Annotated in this window: 19 protein-coding genes; 14 read left to right on the top strand and 5 right to left on the bottom strand. The window is 71.7% G+C overall.

Going from position 1 to position 22978, the window contains the following annotated elements; all coding sequences use genetic code 11:
* Window positions 1-97: 97 nt before the first annotated feature.
* From fmt to F0L17_RS03215, 7 genes are all read left to right on the top strand, one after another.
* Window positions 98-1030, top strand: coding sequence for a methionyl-tRNA formyltransferase (gene fmt / locus F0L17_RS03245; RefSeq protein WP_155069888.1), 933 nt, complete (start codon window positions 98-100; stop codon window positions 1028-1030).
* 143 nt (window positions 1031-1173) lie between these two features.
* Window positions 1174-2580: a transcription antitermination factor NusB gene (locus tag F0L17_RS03240; protein ID WP_162465716.1), complete on the top strand. Its 1407-nt coding sequence runs from the start codon at window positions 1174-1176 to the stop codon at window positions 2578-2580.
* A gap of 143 nt (window positions 2581-2723) precedes the next feature.
* Window positions 2724-3413 carry a ribulose-phosphate 3-epimerase gene (rpe, locus tag F0L17_RS03235; protein ID WP_155069887.1) on the top strand — a complete coding sequence of 230 codons (690 nt, stop codon included), beginning with the start codon at window positions 2724-2726 and terminating at the stop codon, window positions 3411-3413.
* 254 nt (window positions 3414-3667) lie between these two features.
* A complete protein-coding gene (locus F0L17_RS03230; RefSeq protein ID WP_155069886.1) occupies window positions 3668-4663 on the top strand; it encodes a sugar-binding transcriptional regulator in 996 nt (331 codons plus the stop codon).
* 84 nt (window positions 4664-4747) lie between these two features.
* Window positions 4748-6196, top strand: a complete 1449-nt coding sequence (locus F0L17_RS03225; protein WP_155069885.1) for a GuaB1 family IMP dehydrogenase-related protein — start codon at window positions 4748-4750, stop codon at window positions 6194-6196.
* Between the two features lie 83 nt (window positions 6197-6279).
* Window positions 6280-6984 (top strand): class I SAM-dependent methyltransferase, encoded by a 705-nt coding sequence (locus F0L17_RS03220; protein WP_155069884.1) that lies wholly within the window; start codon window positions 6280-6282, stop codon window positions 6982-6984.
* Window positions 6985-7117: 133 nt separating this feature from the next.
* Window positions 7118-8575 (top strand): amino acid permease, encoded by a 1458-nt coding sequence (locus F0L17_RS03215; protein WP_155069883.1) that lies wholly within the window; start codon window positions 7118-7120, stop codon window positions 8573-8575.
* Between the two features lie 51 nt (window positions 8576-8626).
* On the opposite strand, the gene F0L17_RS03210 is transcribed toward F0L17_RS03215, so the two are convergent.
* The 3 genes from F0L17_RS03210 to F0L17_RS03200 form a co-directional block, all read right to left on the bottom strand.
* Window positions 8627-9154, bottom strand: coding sequence for a hypothetical protein (locus tag F0L17_RS03210; protein WP_155069882.1), 528 nt, complete (start codon window positions 9152-9154; stop codon window positions 8627-8629).
* A 67-nt stretch (window positions 9155-9221) separates the two neighbouring features.
* Entirely contained in the window at window positions 9222-11525 is a 2304-nt protein-coding gene (locus F0L17_RS03205) for a DUF6571 family protein (RefSeq protein ID WP_155069881.1), read from the bottom strand.
* On the bottom strand, window positions 11522-11977 hold the full coding sequence (locus F0L17_RS03200) for a hypothetical protein (protein WP_155069880.1): 456 nt from the start codon (window positions 11975-11977) through the stop codon (window positions 11522-11524). Before F0L17_RS03200 ends, F0L17_RS03205 begins: the two co-directional genes overlap by 4 nt.
* 390 nt (window positions 11978-12367) lie before the next feature.
* Between F0L17_RS03200 and F0L17_RS03195 the strand changes: the two genes are divergently transcribed.
* The 3 genes from F0L17_RS03195 (at window position 12368) to F0L17_RS03185 (ending at window position 15629) form a co-directional block, all read left to right on the top strand.
* Window positions 12368-12823, top strand: coding sequence for an AsnC family transcriptional regulator (locus F0L17_RS03195; protein WP_162465715.1), 456 nt, complete (start codon window positions 12368-12370; stop codon window positions 12821-12823).
* Between the two features lie 180 nt (window positions 12824-13003).
* Window positions 13004-13816, top strand: a complete 813-nt coding sequence (locus tag F0L17_RS03190; RefSeq protein ID WP_155069879.1) for a carbon-nitrogen hydrolase family protein — start codon at window positions 13004-13006, stop codon at window positions 13814-13816.
* Window positions 13817-13922: 106 nt separating this feature from the next.
* Window positions 13923-15629 carry a flavin monoamine oxidase family protein gene (locus tag F0L17_RS03185; RefSeq protein WP_155069878.1) on the top strand — a complete coding sequence of 569 codons (1707 nt, stop codon included), beginning with the start codon at window positions 13923-13925 and terminating at the stop codon, window positions 15627-15629.
* Between the two features lie 56 nt (window positions 15630-15685).
* Here F0L17_RS03185 and F0L17_RS03180 read toward each other — a convergent pair whose 3' ends face one another.
* Entirely contained in the window at window positions 15686-16744 is a 1059-nt protein-coding gene (locus F0L17_RS03180) for a substrate-binding domain-containing protein (RefSeq protein ID WP_162465714.1), read from the bottom strand.
* Window positions 16745-17036: 292 nt separating this feature from the next.
* On the opposite strand from F0L17_RS03180, the gene arfA reads away from it, so the two are divergent.
* The 4 genes from arfA to F0L17_RS03160 all read left to right on the top strand — a co-directional run bounded on the left by arfA (window position 17037) and on the right by F0L17_RS03160 (window position 21905).
* Window positions 17037-18542 (top strand): arabinosylfuranosidase ArfA, encoded by a 1506-nt coding sequence (gene arfA, locus F0L17_RS03175; protein ID WP_155069876.1) that lies wholly within the window; start codon window positions 17037-17039, stop codon window positions 18540-18542.
* 111 nt (window positions 18543-18653) lie between these two features.
* Window positions 18654-20009, top strand: coding sequence for an ABC transporter substrate-binding protein (locus F0L17_RS03170; protein ID WP_155069875.1), 1356 nt, complete (start codon window positions 18654-18656; stop codon window positions 20007-20009).
* A 10-nt stretch (window positions 20010-20019) separates the two neighbouring features.
* Window positions 20020-20976: a carbohydrate ABC transporter permease gene (locus F0L17_RS03165; RefSeq protein WP_338017934.1), complete on the top strand. Its 957-nt coding sequence runs from the start codon at window positions 20020-20022 to the stop codon at window positions 20974-20976.
* A complete protein-coding gene (locus F0L17_RS03160) occupies window positions 20973-21905 on the top strand; it encodes a carbohydrate ABC transporter permease (protein WP_155069874.1) in 933 nt (310 codons plus the stop codon). The genes F0L17_RS03165 and F0L17_RS03160 overlap by 4 nt, the downstream gene beginning before the upstream one ends.
* 33 nt (window positions 21906-21938) lie before the next feature.
* On the opposite strand, the gene F0L17_RS03155 is transcribed toward F0L17_RS03160, so the two are convergent.
* Window positions 21939-22646, bottom strand: a complete 708-nt coding sequence (locus tag F0L17_RS03155) for a DUF5995 family protein (protein ID WP_155073078.1) — start codon at window positions 22644-22646, stop codon at window positions 21939-21941.
* Window positions 22647-22978 lie beyond the last annotated feature (332 nt).

Here is a 22978-nt window from a genome sequence, read left to right as displayed (position 1 = left end):
CGGAGCGCCCGTCGGGTCGGCGGCCGTGACGGGTCGTACACTGGTGCGCCGTCCCGCGCCCCGCACGCGTCCGTCCGCGAGAGGTAGTTCGTCACCGATGAGGCTCGTCTTCGCCGGCACCCCCGAGGTCGCCGTACCCGCCCTCGACGCCCTGATCGCATCGGAGCGGCACGAGGTGGCGGCCGTCGTCACCCGGCCGGACGCGCCGGCCGGACGTGGGCGCCGCCTGGTGGCGAGCCCGGTCGGCCGGCGGGCCGAGGAGGCCGGGATCGAGGTCCTCAAGCCCGCCCGCCCCCGCGACGAGGACTTCCTCGCCCGACTGCGCGAGATTGCCCCGGACTGCTGTCCCGTGGTGGCCTACGGCGCGCTGCTGCCGAAGGTCGCCCTCGACATCCCCGCCCGGGGCTGGGTCAACCTGCACTTCTCGCTGCTGCCCGCCTGGCGCGGCGCGGCCCCCGTCCAACACGCGATCATGGCGGGCGACGAGGTCACCGGGGCCTCCACCTTCCTCATCGAGGAGGGGTTGGACTCCGGCCCGGTCTACGGGGTCGTCACCGAGGAGATCCGGCCCACCGACACCAGTGGCGACCTGCTGACCCGGCTGGCCTTCGCGGGCGCCGGACTGCTCTCCGCCACCATGGACGGGATCGAGGACGGCACGCTGCGGGCCGCGCCGCAGCCGGCGGAGGGCGTCAGCCTCGCCCCCAAGATCACGGTCGAGGACGCCCGCGTGGACTGGAACGCCCCCGCGCTGCGCGTGGACCGCGTGGTGCGCGGCTGCTCGCCCGCTCCCGGTGCCTGGACGCTCTTCCGCGGCGAGCGGCTCAAGCTGCGGCAGCTCGGCCTCGCGCCCGACCGCGTCGACCTGGCTCCCGGGGAGTTGGCCGTCGGCAGGAACACCGTGCACGTCGGGACCGGCTCGCACGCCGTCGAACTGCTGTGGGTACAGCCCCAGGGCAAGAAGCCGATGGCCGCCGCCGACTGGGCGCGCGGGGTCCGCATCGCCGCGGGGGAGCGTCTCGGGGAGTGAGGCGCCCGGGGGCGGGACGGACGCGGCCGGTCGCCCTCCCGCCGCCCGGCGGGTCCGTCCGGGGCGGGGGCTACGCTGGAGGGCCGCGCCCCCTCGGGCGTCCCGCGCCACCGCATCCCCGAACGATCCGGAGCACCTTCCCCGTGAGCAGCCGGCCACGCCGCCCCGCCAGGTCCCACCGTCGCCCTCCCCGGAAGGACCCCGTCCGCACGATCGCCTTCGAGGCGCTGCGGGCCGTCGACGAGCGCGACGCGTACGCCAACCTCGTCCTGCCCCCGTTGCTGCGCAAGGCGCGCGAGCGCGACGGCCTCGACGGGCGGGACGCGGCACTGGCCACCGAACTGGTCTACGGCACCCTCCGCCGCCAGGGCACCTACGACGCCGTCATCGCCGCCTGCGTGGACCGCCCGCTGCGCGAGGTGGACCCGCCGGTGCTGGACGTCCTCTCGCTGGGTGCCCACCAACTGCTGGGCACCCGCATCCCCGCCCACGCGGCGGTGAGCACCACCGTGGACCTGGCCAGGTCGGTCCTCGGCGACGGCCGAGCCCGGTTCGTCAACGCCGTGCTGCGGAAGATCGCCGCCGACGACCTGGACGGCTGGCTGGCCAGGGTGGCACCGCGCTGGGACGAGGACCCCGAGGAACACCTGGCGGTCGTCCACGCCCACCCCCGCTGGGTCGTCTCGGCCCTGTGGGACGCGCTCGGCGGCGGCCGCGAGGAGATCGAGGCCCTGCTGGCGGCCGACAACGCCCGCCCCGAGGTCACCCTGGTGGCCCGCCCCGGCCGTGCGACACGGGAGGAACTGCTGACCGGCGACGCCGAGCCGGGCCGCTGGTCCCCGTACGCCGTCCGGCTCGCCGAGGGCGGCGACCCCGGCACGATCGACGCCGTGGCCGAGGGACGTGCCGGCGTGCAGGACGAGGGCAGCCAACTCGTGGCCCTCGCGTTGGCGAACGCGCCCTTGGAGGGCGACGACCGGCGCTGGCTCGACGGCTGCGCCGGACCGGGCGGCAAGGCCGCCCTGCTGGCCGCGTTGGCGGCCGGCCGCGGCGCGGCCCTGGTCGCCGCCGAGCGGCAGCCCCACCGCGCCCGCCTAGTGGCCGGCGCGCTACGCGGCAACCCCGGTCCGTACCAGGTGGTCACCGCCGACGGAACCCGTCCCGCCTGGCGGCCCGGCACCTTCGACCGGGCCTTGGTCGACGTGCCCTGCACCGGGCTCGGCGCCCTGCGTCGCCGCCCCGAGGCCCGTTGGCGCCGCCGCCCCGAGGACCTGGCCGGCTTCGCTCCCCTCCAGCGCGCCCTGCTCACCGAGGCGCTGCGCGCCGTCCGCCCCGGCGGCGTCGTCGGCTACGCCACCTGTTCCCCGCACCCGGCCGAGACCCGCGCGGTCGTCCAGGACGTGCTGAGGCACGGGGGCGCCGAGCCGATCGACGCCCGCCCCCTGCTGCCCGACGTGCCCGACCTCGGCGACGGCCCCGACATCCAGCTCTGGCCGCACCGGCACGGCACCGACGCGATGTACCTCGCCCTGCTGCGCCGCACCGCCTGACCCACGTCCCCGCAGCGGGTCCGGACGACGGCCCGCGACCACGCGTCGGCAAAGAAGCCGCCGTCCGGACCCGCTGCGACGGCGCCCGGGACCGGGCCGAACCTGGCGGCGGGAGCGGGTGGGCGGCACGACATACTGGGGCCATGGCTCAGATCAACCCCAGCATCCTGTCCGCCGACTTCGCACACCTGGCCGACGAGGCACGGCGCGTCGGGGGACCCGAGGGCGCCGACTGGCTCCACGTGGACGTGATGGACAACCACTTCGTCCCCAACCTGACGCTCGGTGTCCCGGTCGTCGCCTCGCTCCGCGAGGCGACCGACACCCCGCTGGACTGCCACCTGATGATCGAGGATCCCGACCGCTGGGCGCCGCAGTACGTCGAGGCGGGGGCCGGCTCCGTCACCTTCCACGTGGAGGCCGCCGCCGCGCCGGTGCGGCTGGCCCGCGAGATCCGCGCCAAGGGCGCCCGCGCCTCCATGGCCCTCAAGCCCGCCACCCCGGTCGAGCCCTACGAGGACCTGCTGCCGGAGCTGGACATGCTCCTGGTGATGACCGTGGAACCGGGCTTCGGCGGCCAGGCGTTCCTCGACGTCACCCTCCCCAAGATCCGCCGCGCCCGACAGCTCATCGACAAGCACGGGCTCCAGCTCTGGCTCCAGGTGGACGGCGGCGTGTCGGCCTCCACCATCGAGCGCTGCGCCGAGGCGGGCGCCGACGTCTTCGTGGCCGGCTCGGCCGTCTACGGCGCGGACGACCCGGCGGCGGCGGTGCGGTCCCTGCGGGCCCAGGCGGAGGCGGCCGGCGGGGCCGGCGAGGGGCACGCCCACTGAGGGACGCCCCGGGGCGTCGGGGTGCTCTCCGGGACTCCGGGGGAACGTTCGGGGGACATCCGGAGAAGTCCGTCCGAACGGGACCCCACCGGGGCGTCCGTACGGCCCGGTAGCTGGGTGCACCGTGCACGGAATGGATCAGGAAGCCCGCGGATCTGCGAGGATGAACGCGCAGAGTGATTGAGGTGCGTACACGAGTACGACGGAACGGTAGCGAGGTGAGTGCGGTGTCGACCGGGCGGTCAGCCACGAGAATGGGTCCCGCCGAGCTGATGCAGGCGGCGGCCATGGCGCGCCGCTTCTATCTGGAGGGGAAGTCCAAGATCCAGATCGCCGACGAGTTCGGCGTGAGCCGCTTCAAGGTGGCACGGGTCCTGGAGACCGCGCTGGAGCGGGACCTGGTGCGCATCGAGATCCGGGTCCCGGCCGAGTTGGACGCCGAACGGTCCGACACCCTGCGCGCCCGCTACGGGCTGCGGCACGCCGTCGTGGTCGAATCCCCCTCGGACACGCCCGAGGACGCCGCCGACCCGGAGAACCTGGGCGAGGTCGCCGCCGACCTGCTCGGTGAGCTGGTCACCGAGGGAGACGTCCTGGGCCTGGCCTGGGGCCGCTCGACCATCCACATGGCCACGGCGCTGCACCGCCTCCCGCCGTGCACCGTCGTGCAGTTGACCGGGGTCTACGACGCGGGTACCGCCGAGCGCGGCTCGGTGGAGGCCGTACGGCGCGCCGCGGCCGTCTCCGGTGGCGAGGCCCACCCCATCTACGCGCCGATGCTGCTGCCGGATCCGGCCACGGCCGCCGCGCTGCGCCGGCAGACCGGGATCGCCTCGGCCTTCGAGTACTTCGACAAGGTGACGGTGGCGGCGGTGTCCATCGGCTCCTGGGAACCCGGTGTCTCCACCGTCCACGACATGCTCAGCGAGGAGGAGCGCGCGCACTACGCCTCGCTCGGGGTGGCGGCGGAGATGTCCGCCCACCTCTTCGACGCCGAGGGCCGCCGCATCGGCCGCGACCTGGGGGAGCGCTGCATCACCGTCGAGGCCGACCGACTGCGCCGCGTCCCCGAGGTCATCGCCATCGCCGGCGGGCGCCGCAAGGCGGCGGCGATCGGGGCCGTCCTCCGTTCCGGGCTGGTGACCAGCCTGGTCACCGACACCGCCGCCGCCGACCACCTCCTCCACGAGACCGGCCCGGGGCCGCGTCCCGCGCTGGAGCGGGCGGACCCGGACGAGGGCGCGCGCTGAACCGAGCGTCGGACGATCGCACGAACGTCCCCGCCTCCCCCCGGAGGTTCCTCCGCGATCGAAGGCGTGTACGGGCGTGCAACAATGAAGTACGTGCGATTTCTCAACGACCAGCGGCCCTCGTACGACCTGACGTACGACGACGTCTTCATGGTGCCGAACCGCTCCGCGGTCGGTTCCCGTCAGGGCGTGGACCTCACCACCCCCGACGGGACGGGCACCACCATTCCGATTGTGGTGGCCAACATGACCGCGATCGCGGGACGCCGGATGGCCGAGACGGTCGCCCGGCGCGGCGGACTCGTCGTCATCCCCCAGGACATCCCCCTGGACGTCGTCACCGACGTCATCTCCTGGGTCAAGCAGCGCCACCTGGTCCTGGACACCCCCATCGTCCTGGAGCCCACCGCGACCGTCGCCGACGCCCTGTCCCTGCTGCCCAAGCGGGCGCACGGCGCGGGCGTCGTGGTCGACGGGGAGCGGCGCCCGGTGGGCGTCGTCACCGAGGCCGACCTGACCGGCGTGGACCGCTTCACCCAGGTCTCCCAGGTCATGTCCCGCGAACTGCTCCTGCTGGACGCCGACATAGACCCCCGTGAGGCGTTCACCCGCCTGGACGGCGCCCACCGCAGGCTCGCCCCGGCCGTCGACGCCGACGGCCGCCTGGCCGGCATCCTCACCCGCAAGGGCGCCCTGCGCGCCACCCTCTACACCCCCGCGACCGACGCCGCCGGCAGGCTCCGCGTCGCCGCCGCCGTCGGCATCAACGGCGACGTCGCGGGCCGGGCCAAGGGACTGCTGGAAGCCGGGGTGGACACCCTGGTGGTGGACACCGCCCACGGCCACCAGGAGTCGATGCTCACCACCCTGCGGACGATCCGCGGCCTGGATCCGCGGGTGCCCGTCGTCGCGGGCAACGTCGTCTCCGCCGAGGGCGTGCGCGACCTGGTCGAGGCCGGCGCCGACATCGTCAAGGTCGGCGTCGGGCCGGGCGCCATGTGCACCACCCGCATGATGACCGGCGTGGGCCGCCCGCAGTTCTCCGCCGTCCTGGAGTGCGCCGCCGAGGCGCGCAGGCTCGGCAGGCACGTCTGGGCCGACGGTGGCGTGCGCCACCCGCGCGACGTGGCCATGGCCCTGGCGGCCGGCGCCTCCAACGTCATGATCGGCTCCTGGTTCGCCGGGACGTACGAGTCCCCCGGAGACCTCCAGCAGAGCCCCGACGGGCGCCTGTACAAGGAGAGCTTCGGCATGGCCTCCGCCCGTGCCGTGCGCAACCGCACCACGGAGGAGTCCCCCTACGACCGGGCCCGCAAGGCGCTGTTCGAGGAGGGCATCTCCACCTCGCGGATGTTCCTCGACCCGGAGAGGCCCGGGGTGGAGGACCTGATCGACTCGATCGTCGCCGGGGTGCGCTCCTCGTTCACCTACGCCGGTGCCGCCACGGTGGACGAGTTCGCGGAGAAGGCCGTCATCGGCGTCCAGAGCGCCGCGGGCTACGCCGAGGGCAAGCCGCTGCACGCCAGCTGGTAGCCCTTCCGCCCGGCGGCCCCACCGCCGCGCGCACGCGGCCCGTCCCCTTCCCGGGGGCGGGCCGCAGCCGTTTGGATGGCCCCATGAGCGAATTCCCACGACAGACACCGCGCGAGGGCCACGCGGGCACCGGGGCCGGAGCGATCACCCCGGACGGCTGCGCGGTGGAGGTCTACACCCGACTGCCCGTCGGCGACGAGCCCGACGTCATCGCCTCGGCCGTCCCCGCCGGGGCGACCCTGCTCGAACTGGGCTGCGGCGCGGGCCGGATGACCCACCCGCTCCTGGAGCGCGGCTTCGCGGTGACGGCCGTCGACGAGTCGCCGCGGATGCTGGAGAAGGTGCGCGGCGCCCGTACGGTGTGCTCGCCCATCGAGACGCTGGACCTGGACGAGCGCTTCGACGTCGTCCTGTTGGCCTCCTTCCTGGTCCACACGGCCGATGTCCGGGTGCGTGACGCGCTGCTGCGCGCCTGCCGCCGGCACGTCGCGGACGGCGGCAGCGTGCTGATCCAACGCGAGGGCGAGGACTGGCACGAGAGGGCGCCCAGGGAGCGCAGGGCCGGCGACGGCCTGGTGCGGATCGCCTCCGTCCAGCCCACCGGGGAGCCCGGGGTGTCGTCCGTCCACTGCGAGTACGTCTTCCCGGACGGCACCTGGACCCAGACGTTCCCCTCCCGGCGCATGGGGAGGGAGGAGTTCGAGGAGGCGCTGACCGGCGCGGGTCTCGTCGTCGACGCCTACCTCACCGAGGACCGGACCTGGGTGCGGGCCCTGCCCGTGCGGTGAGGCTCCGACGGGGACGGGCCGACGCAGCCGTGCGTACGGCGCGCACGGCGTCTCGATGTGCGACTCTCTGAGGCGAAACACACTCGATGCGCCGTATACGCCATACGTGACCGATCCCGAGGAGCCACTCACGATGGACCAGGGCACCGCGTCCCCCGCCCCGCGCCGCTCCGGTGCCGCCTCCCGGCTGACGCGCCGCAAACCCGTGGAGTGGCTCGTCACCGAGAGCGGCAAGGGGGAGGGGGGCGCCCTGCGGCGCTCGCTCGGCCTGTGGCAGCTGACCTCGATCAGCATCGGGGCGACGCTGGGCACCGGCATCTTCGTCGTCCTGGGCGAGGCCGTGCCCGAGGCGGGCCCCGCGGTGATCCTGTCCTTCGTCCTCGCCGGACTGACCGCGCTGTTCTCCGCCCTGTCCTACGCGGAGCTGGCCGGCACCATCCCGGTCTCCGGCTCCTCCTACAGCTACACCTACGCCACCATGGGCGAACTGACGGCCTGGGTGATCGGCTGGTGCCTGATCCTGGAGTACGGGGTGTCGGTGGCCGCCGTCGCCGTCGGGTGGGGCCAGTACCTCAACGAGCTGCTCGACGGCACGGTCGGCGTCACCATCCCCGACGCCCTCTCCGCGCCGCCCGGGGGCGGAGGCATCGTCAATCTCCCGGCCCTGCTGGTCATCCTGCTGGCCATGGTCCTCCTGCTCGGCGGAGCCCGGGAGAGCGCCACCGCCAACGCCGTCATGGTGGTGGTGAAGATCAGCGCGCTGCTGATGTTCTGCGCCGTCGCCGTCACCGGTGTGCGCGCCGGGAACTACACGCCCTTCATGCCGTTGGGCGTGGCCGGGGCCAACGCCGCCGCCGCGACGTTGTTCTTCTCCTACATCGGCTTCGACGCCGCCTCCACCGCCGGTGAGGAAGCCAGGAACCCCCGACGCGACCTGCCGCGTGCCATCATCCTGTCACTGGTCATCGTCACCGTGCTCTACTGCCTGGTCGCGGCCGTCGCCGTCGGTGCCATGCCGTGGCAGGACTTCATCGGCTCCGAGGCGGCCCTCGCCGGAATCATGGAGGAGGTCACCGGTCACACCTTCTGGTCCGTCCTGCTGGCGCTCGGCGCCGTCATCGCCATCGCCAGCGTCGTCCTGGCCGTGCTCTACGGCCAGACCCGCATCCTGTTCTCCATGTCCCGCGACGGACTGATCCCCACGGTGTTCTCCCGGGTGCACCAGCGCACCGGCACCCCGCGCGTCAACACCCTGATCGTCTCGGCCTTCTGCGGGCTGTTGGCGGCGGTGGTCCCGCTCGGCCGCCTCGCCGACGCCACCAGCATCGGCACGCTCTTCGCCTTCGCCCTGGTCAACGTCTCGGTCGTCGTTCTGCGCCACACCCACCCGCGAGCCGCCCGCGGCTTCCGTGTCCCGCTCTCGCCCCTGCTGCCCGCGCTCGGCTTCGCCTTCTGCCTGTGGACGATGGCCGGCCTGGACCTGGTCACCTGGACCGTCTTCGGTCTCTGGCTCGTCGGGGGCCTGGCGATCTACTTCACCTACGGCATCCGCCACTCCCGCCTGGGCCGGGTCCACGAGGAGGGCCGGTAGCCGCGTTCGGGCGGGCGCCCTCCGCGTGGCGCGGAAGGCGCCCTCACGGGCTCAGGTGCACTCGTCGGACTTCGCGACGGTCTCGGCGTAGGCGGCGATGAACTCCTTCATCGCCGCTTCGCCGGGGGCCTCGTCCTCCCTGCTCAAGGCTGTCACAAAAAGTTTTCTGTCAGGTTTCCGTGGGTTGGGGCAGGCGACCTCTCCGATGGCTCCGAAGGCCGAGTAGAGGTAGTGCCCGTCATCTGTTTCCTTGTCCCCGGGGTCGACCCCGGGGACAAGGGACGCAGCGTCAGTCAGTGATTGCCCCTCTTCCCGCCAGTCGATACTGGCGGAGAGCACCTGATCTCCGTCCACGAATACACGGCACCTTTTGACTCCCTCCACGAGTGAAGAGGTCTCCGTGTTCATTTCTTTCCCCGGCGGCATGAGGGGTTTCAGGGTTTCGGCCTGTATGGCTGTTCCGCACAAAGAACTGGGGATTTCGTACCCCCTTTCCTCTTTCTCTGCGCATGCGGAAAGGCCGAGAGTGGTTGCCAGTATTCCGAGGAATGCTGCTCCGAATCTTGCCCTTGACTTCATGGTGTTTTGATTATTTCCCGCCCGATGGAGCGTCAGTCTCGCATGGATGCACTGTCCGTTGATCGGGTTATTGGTTGGGTATTTTTGTTTGGAGATCGTCTGCCATTCTCCTGGCATTGTCGGAAGCAATGGAGAAGCCGATCTCATTGCCGTCCCTCACCCAGTCGGCGATCTGGTTCGCGTACGGCTTGTCGCCCGCCTCGGCGACTTGTTTGGCGGCCAGTTGTCCGTGTGTTGTGCTGTTCTCCATGGCTCTTTCCCATCGGGCGTTGACGTTGTCCCCGGCCTCCTTGAGGTTGCTTGGCTCGACCGCACCGAAAATCTGCTCCAAGACGACGCTGCTGACGGTGCCGGCGGTTCCACCCGCAACGGCCCCTCCGGCGGGTGTCGCGATGAAGCTCGTCCCCACGCCGATGCCGGTGCCGATGGTCCCGGAAATGATGTTCTTCACCTGGCCCATCGACTTCTTGTAGTCTTCGTCTTTCTGGTGCGCTTCTCCCAGAACCGCCTCTTGGCGGCCGATGGCCAAGGTCCCGCTGATCTCACCGGATCGCCGTGCGATTTCCTTGACCGTGTCCTCGGCGTCGTGCGGGTAGCGCCTGTCGTCCGGGATTTCGGAATTCAGGTGGTAGTCGAAAAGATTCGTCATGTAGGCTTTCTGGCCCATTTCGATCTTCGAGTACCCCTCGTCGTTCTGCCCCACACTGATGAGGAAGCGTGTGACGTCGCTGTGGTCCATCTCGGCGGCGGTGCCGGCGACGGGGAAGAGCAGGTTGGTGTTGCCGTATGTGTCGTCGGCGGTGGCCCGGTTGATGTCGGGCAGGTACTCCGCCGCGATCTGGCCCATACTGTCGGACAGGTAGCCACGTCCGGTGAGCCGTTCGGTGTCGTCGGAGATGGAGCTGACGATCTGCTCCACCAGCCGGGCCTGCTCCGGGCTGTGCGGGGGGAGGTCCGGGCCGGGCTGTTCGCCGGCCGGGTGGCCGGTCGCCGCGGCCTCCAGGGCCCACCCCAGGGCGTTCTGCCCGGCGATGCTCTCCTCGAACTCGGAGTCGTACTCCTTCGGCCAGTCCCGCTCCTCGAAGAGGTACTGGAAGACGGACAGGCCGACCTTGCCCTCCTTGCCGTTGCCGTCGGTGTCCCGAGTGAAGTCGTGGTCCTCGTCCTTGGTGACGAAGGTGCCGTTGAAGAAGTCGGTGGCGGCCTCCGGGCTCTTACCCAGCGCCATCATGAAGCCCGTCATCGGGTCCGAACCGCCGTCGGTACCCGTCCGGTTGAGCATCGGCCCCAGAGGGAAGTGCCAGGCCAGTTCCGCGCTCCGGCCGTTGTGGCTGCGCTCCTTCTCGACCCGGACGAGTTCGTCGCCGTAGTTCTTCAGGAACGTGTCGTCGAAGTCGCCCCAGCGCATCAGGTTGCTCATCACCTGGGCGCCCACGGCCCGGGGGCTGTCCTTGCTCGGGACGTACTCGCCGGTCAGGCCGACCATGTCCCGCTCCCAGCGCTGCATGGCGGCGCTGTCGGACCGGGTGGCGTTGGCCAGGGTCAGACCGAGGTTCTCCTGCAGGTCGCCGTACTTGTCCATCCGGGCCTGGATGAGCTGCGTGTTCGTGTGCAGGTCGTTGACGCCCGTCCAGAAGTCGAGCACGCCCCGGGGGCCCAACGCGGTCGCGAACCGTTCGGCGAAGAGGCTGTCGTCCTTGTACCGCGCCAGGGTGGAGTTGAACTCGTCGAACTCCTCGGGGGTCATGTCCCCCGGGTCCTCGGCGAGTTCGGCGGCTCGGTCGGCGGCCTCCAGGGCCTCGGCGGCGGCGTCACGGTCGGCGTAGGAGGCGTCGGAGAACCCGTAGGGGGTCTGGTCGGCCAGTGCCCTGAGCGCCCTGGCGGCGCTGGAGTCGCTCTCGGCGGCCTTGGTGAGGATGCCCTGGACCTCGTCGCGGAGGGCGGTGACGTCCTCGGGGGTGTGGTCGGGGACGTCGGTGCCCTCGGCGGCGCGGTCGGGGTGGATGTTCATGGTGACCGTGAAGCTGCCGTCGGAGTTGCCGATGACGGTCAGGTTCTTCTTCAGGCCGCGTTCGATGGCGTCGTTGAGCTGTCGGCGGTACTCCACCAACTCGTCGTGGGTGTCCCGGAGGATGTTGCGGATGGAGGTGGCCTGGGTGTGGGCGTCGCCGAACTCGCCGACGGTCTTGGCGACGAACTCGCGGGTGACGGCGGCGTTCCAGCCGGTCCAGTCGGCCTTGTCGGCCTTGCCCTTGAGCTGCGTTCGGGCGTCGTCCTTCAGGGTGCTCAGCTTGTCGACCATCTCCGACCAGTCGGTGACGGCCGCGTTGAGCCTGGAGAAGTCGGCGTGGCGGAGGGCGTCGAGCTTCACGCGAGCCGGGTCCTCTCGTCGAAGCCCTCGTCGAGCGCGGAGACGCTGTTGAACAGCGAGCCGATGTGCTGTTCGTCGTTGGCGTGGGCGCTGTTGCTGTACTCCATGTGGTTGGAGATGTGGGCGCAGGCGTCGGTGAGGGTGCGCAGCTGTTCCTGCCACCGGGTGGCGACGTGGTCCAGGGCGTCGCCGATCTCGAAGTCGCCCTTCAGGCCCGCGGCCGCGCGGGTGCTGCTCTCCCGGGCGTGGTCGCCGTCCTTGCGCAGCCGCTCATGGAGGTCGAACGCCGCGTCCCCGACGGCGGCCAGGTCCTTCTGTGTCACCGCGAGTTCGCCGGACGACGTCGAGACGCCGCCTCCGCCGCCGCCGTCGAGCCGGTTCAGGCGCATGCTCGTGGCCTTCCGCTCGGCGGCGGCCGTCACCAGTTGGTTCCACTCCTCGTCGAACGTCATGTTTCCTCCCCCGCGTCCGACTCCGCCTGCCGGGTCACAGCGTATAGAGACGGGCCACACCGTATAGAGGTCCGTCTCCAGGTCGCCAGTGAGAGGGGCGCGGAAGGAACCGGGGCGAGGTCGTCGCGCCGGTGTCGGCGCATGGGGAATGCCCGGTTCGCGGACATGTGGACGGAAGGGATGTCCGGAAGTTCGGACATGGGCTCCCCCCGAACGGTGCCGCCGGACCGTGTGACGGTTCGGTGAAGGTTCCCCGGCCGTTCGCGCCGCGGCTCCCGGCCCGCCGGGGGATCCGGCACGGGTCGGGTGTGCTGTACTTCGCTGCCGGGGAGCCGCGCGGGGCGCGGCGCCCGCTCGTACCGCCCGCACGGAAGAAGTGGTCCACCCGCAGTGCGACTGAACCAGCTCGACGAACGTATCGTCCACGCCCTCGCCGAGGACGCCCGCCGCTCCTACGCCGACATCGGTGCCGAGGTCGGGCTGTCCGCTCCGGCCGTCAAGCGCCGGGTGGACCGGCTGCGCGAGCAGGGGGCGATCACCGGGTTCACCGTGCGGGTGGACCCGGTGGCGCTCGGCTGGGAGACCGAGGGTTTCATCGAGATGTACTGCCGCAGCAACACCTCGCCCGAGGACATCCGCCGTGGCCTGGAGCGCTACCCGGAGGTGGTCTCGGCCTCGACCGTCACCGGGGACGCCGACGCCATCGTGCAGGTCTTCGCCTCCGACATGCGGCACTTCGAGCGGGTGCTGGAGAGGATCGCGGGGGAGCCGTTCGTGGAGCGCACCAGGTCGGTGCTCGTGCTCTCTCCGCTGCTGCGCCGCTACGGTTCGGGATCACCCGCCTGAGGGTCCGGGGGCGCGCAACGAATCGACGCGTCGGAGGCGAAAGACGCAACGAACCGTTCTCCGGTGCGCAACGAGTGAGGCTTGTGGTGCTCGGCAAGGGGGCCGTACCGTCGAATCGTCCCAGCTCACAGGCCCGTGCCGGTCCCATCCGGGCACGGTGACGACGAACCGAGAGGTCCCATGACGCCGCTGCGCACCGCGCTGCTCCAGGGCCCCGGCGGTGTCCCCGGCTCCACCGCGGAGAGTCTGGACGCCCTCGACCGCGCCGCCCGCCGGGCCGCCGCCGAAGGAGCCCGGCTGCTGGTCGCCTCCGAGCTGTACCTGACCGGGTACGCGCTCGGCGAGAGGGTGGCGGAGCTGGCCGAGCCCGCCGACGGGCCCGGAGCCGAGGCCGTGGCCCGCGTCGCCGTCGAGCACGGAGTCGCCGTCGCCTACGGCTACCCCGAGCGTGACGGCGACCGGGTGTACAACTCCGTCCAGCTCGTCGGTACCGACGGCGACCGGCTCGCCAACTACCGCAAGACCCACCTGTACGGAGATTTCGAGACCGCCCGCTTCGACCGGGGCGACGTCCCCGTGGTCCAGGCCGTCCTCGACGGTGTCCGCGTCGGGCTGCTGGTCTGTTACGACGTGGAGTTCCCCGAGACCGTCCGCGCCCACGCCCTGGCCGGGACCGAGCTGCTGCTGGTGCCGACCGCGCTGATGCGGCCGTACGAGATCGTCGCCGAGACCCTCCTGCCGGCGCGCGCCTTCGAAAGCCAGCTCTACATCGCCTACGCCAACCGCTGCGGAACCGAGGGCGAGGGAGGCGACGCGGTCACCTTCACCGGGTTGAGCTGTCTGGCGGCGCCCGACGGGACGGTCCGCGCCCGCGCGGGCGCGGGGGAGGACCTGGTCGTCGCGGACGTCGACCCGGCGCGGCTGGGAGCGTCGCGCGCGGGCAACCCGTACCTGCGCGACCGCCGCCCCGAGCTGTACGCCTCCCTCGTCTGAACTCCGCCTCGCCCACCCGGTCGACCCCACCGGGGGCCTCCGTCAGAACCCGGCCCGGTCACCCCCGGGCCCGGTCCGCCACGTCCCGTCAGGAGAGAACCACCCCATGACCTCCACCGTGCCCACCGCCGTCCACGACGAGCAGCACGCCGAGGCGCGGACCGAGCCGCCCATCACGATGTTCGGCCCGGACTTCCCCTTCGCCTACGACGACCACCTCGCCCACCCCGCCGGCATCGGTCAGGTGCCCGCGGCCGAGCACGGCACCGAGGTCGCGGTGATCGGCGGCGGGCTGTCGGGGATCGTCGCCGCCTACGAGCTGATGAAGATGGGTCTGAAGCCGGTGGTCTACGAGGCGGACCGGATCGGCGGACGGCTGCGCACGGCCCGCTTCGACGGCTGCGACCCCGAGCTGACCGCCGAGATGGGCGCGATGCGCTTCCCGCCGTCCTCGACCGCCTTCTGGCACTACGCGAACCTGGTCGGGTTGGAGACGAAGCCGTTTCCCAACCCGCTGGCCCCCGACACCCCCTCCACCGTCGTCGACCTCAAGGGCGAGAGCCACTACGCCCGCACCCTGGACGACTTGCCGGAGGTCTACCACCAGGTGATGGAGGCGTGGAACGCCTGCCTGGAGGAGGGCGCGGACTTCTCCGACATGCAGAGGGCCATCCGCACCCGCGACGTGCCGCGCATCCGCGAGATCTGGTCGCGCCTGGTGGAGAAGCTGGACAACCAGACCTTCTACGGCTTCCTGTGCGACTCCCCGGCGTTCTCCTCCTTCCGTCACCGCGAGATATTCGGTCAGGTCGGCTTCGGCACCGGCGGCTGGGACACCGACTTCCCCAACTCCATCCTGGAGATCCTGCGGGTCGTCTACACCGGCGCCGACGACGACCACCGCGGCATCGTCGGCGGCAGCCAGCAGCTTCCGCTGCGGCTGTGGGAACGCGAGCCCGCCAAGCTGGTGCACTGGCCGCTGGGCACCTCGCTGAAGTCCCTGCACGGCGGCGAACCGCGTCCGGCCGTGACCCGACTGCACCGCACGGCGGGCAACCGCATCACCGTCACCGACGCGACCGGTGACGTGCGCACCTACCGGGCCGCGATCTTCACCGCCCAGTCGTGGATGCTGCTGTCGAAGATCGACTGTGACGACGAGCTGTTCCCCATCGACCACTGGACGGCGATCGAGCGCACCCACTACATGGAGTCGTCCAAGCTGTTCGTGCCGGTGGACCGGCCGTTCTGGCTGGACAAGGACGAGCGCACGGGCCGGGACGTGATGAGCATGACGCTCACCGACCGCATGACCCGCGGCACCTACCTCCTGGACGACGGTCCGGACAGGCCGGCCGTGATGTGCCTCTCCTACACCTGGTGCGACGACTCCCTGAAGTGGCTGCCGCTCAGCCCCCAGGAGCGGCTGGAGGTCATGCTGAAGTCGCTGCGGGAGATCTATCCGGACGTCGACATCCGCAAGCACATCATCGGCAACCCGGTCACCGTCTCCTGGGAGAACGAGCCGTACTTCATGGGGGCCTTCAAGGCGAACCTGCCGGGCCACTACCGCTACCAGCGGCGACTGTTCACCCACTTCGTCCAGGACCGGCTGCCCGAGGACAAGCGCGGCATCTTCCTGGCCGGCGACGACATCTCCTGGACGGCCGGCTGGGCCGAGGGCGCGGTGCAGACGGCGATCAACGCCGTGTGGGGCGTGATGCGCCACCTCGGCGGCACCACCGACCCGGCCAACCCCGGCCCGGGGGACGTCTACGACGAGATCGCCCCGGTGGAGCTGCCCGAGGACTGACCGACGGACCGTCGTCCGGCGCCCGCCGGCGGCCGGGGCACGACACGGGCCCCGCGTCACGCCCCGGACGTTCCGGCGGTTCCGGCCGTGCTCTCCCGCACCACCAGTCGGTACTCCGCCTCCACCTCCGTCACCTCGGGCACGGCGGCCTCCGCCGCTCGCCGTCCGCCGCGCCCGTTGCCGCCGATGCGCGCGTCCAGCAGTTCCACGGCGGTGCGGGCGATCCGCTCCTTGTCGGGGGAGACGGTGGTCAGCGTCGGGGTGCTGTAGCGGCCGTCCTCGATGTCGTCGAATCCCGCCACGGCAACGTCCCGCGGCACCCGCAGCCCGGCGGACAGGGCGGTGCGCAGCGCGCCGAGGGCCAGCAGGTCGTTGAAGCAGAAGACGGCCTGCGGGGGCTCGTCCGACGCCAGCAGGCGGCGCATCAACGCGGCGCCGTCGGCCCGGTGGTAGGCCGGGGTGACGGGCACCAGCCGCTCGTCGTAGGGGAGGCCGGCGGCCGCGAGCGCCTGCCGGTACCCGGCCAGTCGGAGGTGGGCGGTGTTGGCGCTGGGGTTGTCCTGGGCGCCGATGGCGCCGATGCGGGTGTGGCCCAACGAGATCAGGTGTTCGGTCATCTCGCGGGCGGCGCGCTGGTTGTCGATGGCCACGTGGTGGGTGGGCCCGTCCAGGATGCGCTCGCCGAGCAGCACCAGCGGGGTGCTGTCGGTGCGGGCGGACAGCTCCTCGCGGCCGACGGTGACGGGGCTGAAGATCAGTCCGTCGATGAGCTGTTCGCGGATGCCCTGGAGCACCTGGCGCTCGCGGTCGGCCAGGCCGTCGGTCTGGTCGATCAATACCGTCCAGCCGCGCTCGGCGGCGGCCTCGATGACGAACCGCGACAGCTCGGCGAAGTACGGGGCGTCCAACTCCGGCAGGGCCAGGGCGATCACACCGGTGCGGCCGCGGCGGAGGTTGCGCGCGGAGAGGTTGGGCCGGTAGTCCAACTCGGCCAGCGCCTTCTCCACCTTCTCCCGGGTGTGCGGGGTCACGTACGTGTAGCCGTTCACCACGTTGGAGACGGTCTTGACCGACACTCCGGCCCGTGCGGCCACGTCCTTGAGGCTGGCGCCCACATCCATCACCTCCACCGGCACCGACCGGTGCCCCCTCGCGAAGCGGTACCGATCACCCTGGCACATCGACGGGGGCGGTGCGGACGGACCCGGCCGTCGGTTCCAGAGGTCGATACCACTCCGTGTCCGTCGGCGCGTCCCGCCCGGCCGGCAAGAACCGGGACACGGCCTATTTACAACGCTGTTTCAACGATGTAATCGTATCAGCGCACGGCAGCCGTCCCCGTCGGCGACGACCGATGGCGAGACCCGTCGCCGGCCCCATCCCAACCGGTACCAGCAGGGAGTCCCCATGCCCACCGCTCGTCTCACCCTCGATCCGGGTTTCCGCGTCGGCACCGTCGACCGGCGCCTGTTCGGCTCCTTCGTCGAGCACATGGGACGGACGGTCTACACCGGGATCCACGAGCCCGACCACCCGACGGCCGACGCCGACGGGTTCCGCACCGACGTGCTGGACCTCGTCCGCGAACTCGGCGTCACCCTCGTCCGCTACCCCGGCGGCAACTACGTCTCCAACCACCGCTGGGAGGACGGCGTCGGCCCCCGCCAGGAGCGCCCCACCCGGCTGGACCTGGCCTGGCGCAGCATCGAGAGCAACGCCTTCGGCCTCAACGAGTTCATGGCCTGGACCGCCAAGGCCGGCGTGGAGCCGATGATGGCGCTCAACCTCGGCACCCGCGGCACCGCCGAGGCCCTCGCCCTGCTGGAGTACGCCAACCACCCCGGCGGCACCGCCCACTCCGAACTGCGCCGCTCCCACGGGGTGCCCGACCCGCACGACATCCGACTGTGGTGCCTGGGCAACGAACTGGACGGCCCCTGGCAGATGGGCCACAAGACGGCCCACGAGTACGGCCGGCTGGCCGCCGAGACCGCCCGCGCCATGAAGCGCTTCGACCCCTCCCTGGAACTGGTGGCCTGCGGCAGCTCCAACGCCCACATCCCCACCTTCGCCTCCTGGGAGGCGACCGTCCTGGAACACACCTACGAGTTCGTCGACTACGTCTCCCTGCACGCGTACTACGACCCCGAGGGCACCGACGCCGACTCCTTCCTGGCCGCCGCCGTCGAGATGGACCGGATGATCGACGCGATCACGGCCACCGCCGACCACGTCGGCGCGAAGCTGCGCGACCGCAAGAAGATCAAGCTCTCCTTCGACGAGTGGAACGTGTGGTACCAGAGTCGCTTCGGCGGCGAGGACTCCCTGGAGTGGGAGGCCGCCCCCCGACTCATCGAGGACGTCTACGACGTCTCCGACGCCGTCGTCGTCGGCAGCCTGCTGATCACCCTGCTGCGCCACGCCGACCGGGTCGGAGCCGCCTGCCAGGCCCAACTCGCCAACGTCATCGCCCCGATCATGACCGAGCCCGGCGGTCCCGCCTGGCGGCAGACGATCTTCCACCCCTTCGCCCAGACCGCCCGCCACGCCCGCGGCACGGTACTGCGCGTGGAGGCGGACTCGCCGGTGATCGAGACCGCCGAGTACGGCGAGGTCCCGGCGCTGTGGGCCACGGCCACCCACGACGAGGAGAGCGGTGGGATCGCCCTGTTCGCCGTCAACCGCGACCGCACCTCGCCGCTGACCCTCTCCGCCTGCCTGCGACCCTTCCCCGGCGCCCGGGTGGTCGAGCACCTGGTGCTCACCGACGACGACCCGACGGCCGTCAACACCGCCGACCACCCCGACCGCGTCCGGCCGCGCCCGGTGAACGGCACCGAGGCCGACGACGACACCCTCACCGTGGAACTGCCGCCGGTCTCCTGGACCATGGTCCGGCTCGCCACACGCTGACACCCCGCCCCTCCCTCCCCGCTCCCCCCACTCCACCCACTCCACCCCCACTCCTCCCCTCCACCCTTCGCCGCCCCGGGGCGGCCCCAGAGCCATCACGAGGAGCAGAACATGCCAGGCACATCCCCGAGCGGCACGGCCGTGCAGCGCCGCGCCCTCCTCAAGGTCGCCGGAGCCCTGGCCGGCACCGGCATGCTCACCGCCTGCGGCGGAGGCACCAAGGTGGGCGCCGACGACAGCACCCCCGAGAACGCGCCGAGCTTCTCCGGTGACGAGTACGACGGCCCCAAGGTGACCCTGCGGTACTGGAACGGCTTCACCGGCGGCGACGGACCGCACATGCGCGCCATGGTCGAGGCGTTCAACGAGGAGTACGCCGGGCGCATCGAGGTCCGCAACACCACCCGACAGTGGCAGGACCTCTACCCGGCGCTGCCCACCGCCATCACCGCGGGCAAGGGCCCCGACGTCGCCGTCATCCACAACGACTGGGTCGCCACCTTCGCCGCGCGCCGCACCCTCGTCCCCCTGGACGACGTGGTCTCCGCGCTCGGCATGAAGGAGTCGGACTTCATCCCCGCCGTGTGGCAGGCCGGCATCTACCGGGACAAGCGCTACAGCGTTCCGCTCGACGTGCACTGCCTGGCCGACTACGCCAACACCCGGCACCTGGCCCGCGCCGGCCTGGACAAGCCCCCCACGGACCGCTCCGGCTACGAGGAGGCGCTCGCCGAACTCGGGGACGCCGGCATCAAGCACCCGTTCTGGATGCCCAACAAGTGGCCCGCGCACCTGATGTTCATGTCCCTGCTCTGGCAGTTCGGCGGCGAACTGTACAGCGAGGACGGCACGGAGGCGCTGTGGGGCTCGGACACCGGCGTCGAGGCGCTGAGCTGGATGCGGGAGCAGCTCACCAAGGGCCACAGCCCCGCCCAGGTCGCCCAGGACGCCCAGTACAACGCCTTCAAGAACAACAAGGTCAGCTTCACCTGGGACGGCATCTGGCAGATCAACGACCTCAAGTCCAACGCGAAGGACCTGGACTGGCAGATGGCGCCGGTCCCCGTGATCGGCGACAAGGCCGCGGTGTGGAGCGCCTCGCACAACTTCGTGCTGACCTCGCAGGCGGCCAAGGACGAGAACAAGGTGCAGGCCGCCAAGTTCTTCATCGACTACATGAGCAAGCAGTCCACCGAGTGGGCCAAGGCGGGGATGATCCCCGCCCGCAACTCCGTGCGCGAGCAGACCGAGGTGGCGAAGCTGCCGCAGATCGCGCTCGCCGAGGACATGGGGGTCTTCCACTTCACGCCCGCCCTGCCCGGCGTCGGCGACGTCCAGGCCAAGGCGCTGGAGTTGGCCGTCCAGAAGGCGATCCTGGGGCGGGCCGAGCCCGCCGAGGCGCTGGCCGAGGGCGTGCGGGCGGCCGACAAACTCCTGGCGGAGAACAAGCAGAAGTACGCGAAGTGAGGCGTTCGACGTGGCACTGCGGTTGACCGCACGGCCGACCACCAAGGGCGCGACCCGGGCTCCGGCCCGGGTCGCCACCCGCCCCTACCGGTGGTGGACGCCGTATGTCTTCATGGCGCCGTACCTGGCGCTGTTCGCGACGTTCGTGCTGGCCCCCATCGGCTACGGCCTGTGGATCAGCCTCCACGAGTGGGACATCAACTTCCCCGCCAAGCCCTTCGTCGGGTTGGGCAACTACCGCGAACTGTTCGACCCCGCGAGCGTGGACGGGCCGCGCTTCTGGGCGGCGATGCGGGCGACCGGGATCTTCACCGCCCTGTCGCTGCCGTTCCTGCTCGTCGTGCCGCTGCTCGTCGCACTGCTGATGAACGGACGCTTCCGCGGACGCGACCTGTACCGGGCGGTGTACTTCGCCCCCTACGTGCTCGGCGTGGCCGTCGTCGGTCTGCTGTGGCGCTTCCTGCTCGACGGCAACATCGGCATGGTCAACCACTACCTCGGCGTGCTCGGGCTGCCCGACGACACCCAGTGGACGACCGACACCCCGGCCGCCTGGTGGGCCCTGGTGGGCGTCACCGTCTGGTGGACGCTCGGCTTCAACGCCGTCATCTACCTCGCCGGCCTCCAGGACATCCCGGCGGAGCTGTACGAGGCCGCCCGGGTCGACGGCGCCGGGGCCTGGTCCCGGTTCGCGCACGTCACCCTGCCCGGTCTGCGGCCGGTGCTGCTGTTCGTGGTCAACGCCACGCTGCTGGCCTCGGCCAACATGTTCGGCCAGTCCTACCTGATCACGGCCGGTGCACCGGCGGACGAGACCAAGACCGCGATCTTCCTGATCGCCGAGACCGGTCTGCGCCGCTTCGAGATGGGCACCGCCTCGGCGATGAGCTTCGTGCTCGCCCTGGCCCTGATGGCCGCCAGCGCGGTGCTCTTCCGCATCTTCCGCGACCGGCAGGAGGACCGATGACCACCCCCCGCACCACCTCCGTCCCCGCCCCCCACACGGCCCCCTCCCCGCGCGGCGACGAGACCGCCCCGAAGCGGCGGACGCCCCAGGCCGGACCGGTCGCCCGGCGGCGGTTGCGCCGTTCCCTGCTCCACCTGGTGCTGGCCGTCGTCGCGGCGTTCTACCTCAGCCCGCTGCTGTACATGCTGGTCACCTCGGTCAAGACCCGCGGCGAGGCCGGGGCCACCGAACCGCGCTGGATACCCGACCCGTTCACCCTGGACGCCTACCGGCACGTGCTGGGCTCCACCGACAGCCCCGTCATGCAGTGGTTCCTCAACAGCCTGCTGGCGGCGTCCGCCCACGCGCTGCTGGTGCTGGTCACCGCGGCCCCGGCGGCGTACGCGCTGGCCCGGATGGACTTCCGCGGCCGGGGGGTGATCTTCGCGGGTGTGGTGGCCACCCTCTTCGTGCCCCCGGTGATCCTGCTGGTCCCCAACTTCCTGATCGTCAACGAACTGGCCTGGGTGGACAGCCTCCCCGCGGTGATCGTCCCGGCGGCGGCCGGCGCGTTCGGCGTCTTCTTCCTGCGGCAGTTCTTCCTGACGCTGCCCGCCGAACTGGAGGAGGCCGCCGAGATCGACGGCGCCAACCGGTGGCAGACCTTCGTCAGGGTGGTCCTCCCACTCTCCCGCCCCGCCCTGGTCACGCTGGCCCTGCTGGCCTTCCTGTCCAACTGGAACGACTTCCTGTGGCCGCTGTACGTGCTGCTCAGCCCCGACTCGCTGACGCTGCCCGCGGGTCTGGCCAACTTCCAGGGCGCGAACAACATCCGCTACGACCTGCTGATGGCGGGTGCCGTCATCGCCAGCGTCCCCGTGCTGCTGCTGTACGTGGTGGCGCAGCGCTGGGTGATCGAGGGGGTGTCCCGCTCGGGCCTGAAGGGATGAGCCGCGACGCCCGGACCGCCCCTCCGCGGCCCGTCAGTCGCACAGCAGGGACCAGGCCGCCGGACGGGAGCCCGGGCGGCGCTCCAGCGGGGTGAGCAGGAAGCGGCCGACCAGGCCCACCCCCGCGTCCAGCCGCTCGGTGAACTCCTCGGCCAGCTCCGGCAGCCGCCGCATGCTCCACAGCAGCCGCGCCGCCGACCAGGCCGCGTCCCGGGACCGTTCCATGCTCCAGCCCGCCACCAGGTGGGTGAGGGGATCGGTCACGTCCAGCGGGTCGGGGCCGGGCATCAGTTCCTCGCGGATCCCCTCCTCCGACTCGACCAGGACGTCCCCGATCCGGTCGAAGGCCCCCTGGAGGGCCGAGGGTTCGCAGCCCAGTGAGCGCGCGGTGGCCACCACGGCCAGCGCCAGGTCGTGACCGACGTGCGCGTTGATCCCCGCCAGTGCGAACTGCACCGGACGCACCCCGGGGTGGTGGCGGGACCGGAACAGCGGCCGCCAACAGACGGGGAGGGGCGCGCCGACGGCGTCGCGGTCGACGACGTCCAGGTAGCGGTGGGCGAAGACCGCCGCCAGCGCGGCGGCGGCCCGGGGGCGGGGGAGGAGACCGTCGGCGAGGTGCCGGCGCACCCGCAGCGTCACCGTCAGGTACGTCCGGTTGAAGACCGCCACCCCGTCGTGGCGGGGCAGTTCCTCGTCCAGCGACCGCATCCGCGCGATCACCCGGTCCACCCGGTCCATGGCGGTGAACGGGGCGGGGGCCGTGGGGGCCGTGGGGGTCGTGGCGCCGACCGACCCGACGGCCGGTTCGTACTGCGTCGTCGTCATGCGCCCAGCGTGGCAGGCGGGCACCGACCGTAGGGGGCGGTGCGGGAAGCACCCCCGAAACGGGCGACGTCCGAAAGGAGGCACGGGAGGGGAAGAGGGCGCGGGCGCCGGAGCGGTGGGGATCTCGCCGCGCCGAGTCTCGGCCGGTCGGACGTTCGAACGGAAGGCCGATCGGGGCCGGTCGGCGCTCACCCCGGTCGCCACGAAGGGCGGTGCCCCGGACCGCGGTGGTCCGGGGCACCGGG

It is taken from the genome of Streptomyces taklimakanensis (assembly GCF_009709575.1).
In the GTDB taxonomy this organism is placed as follows: Bacteria; Actinomycetota; Actinomycetes; order Streptomycetales; family Streptomycetaceae; genus Streptomyces; species Streptomyces taklimakanensis.
The sequence above is the reverse complement of the archived record's forward strand: the minus strand, read 5'-3'. Positions and strand labels throughout refer to the sequence as shown.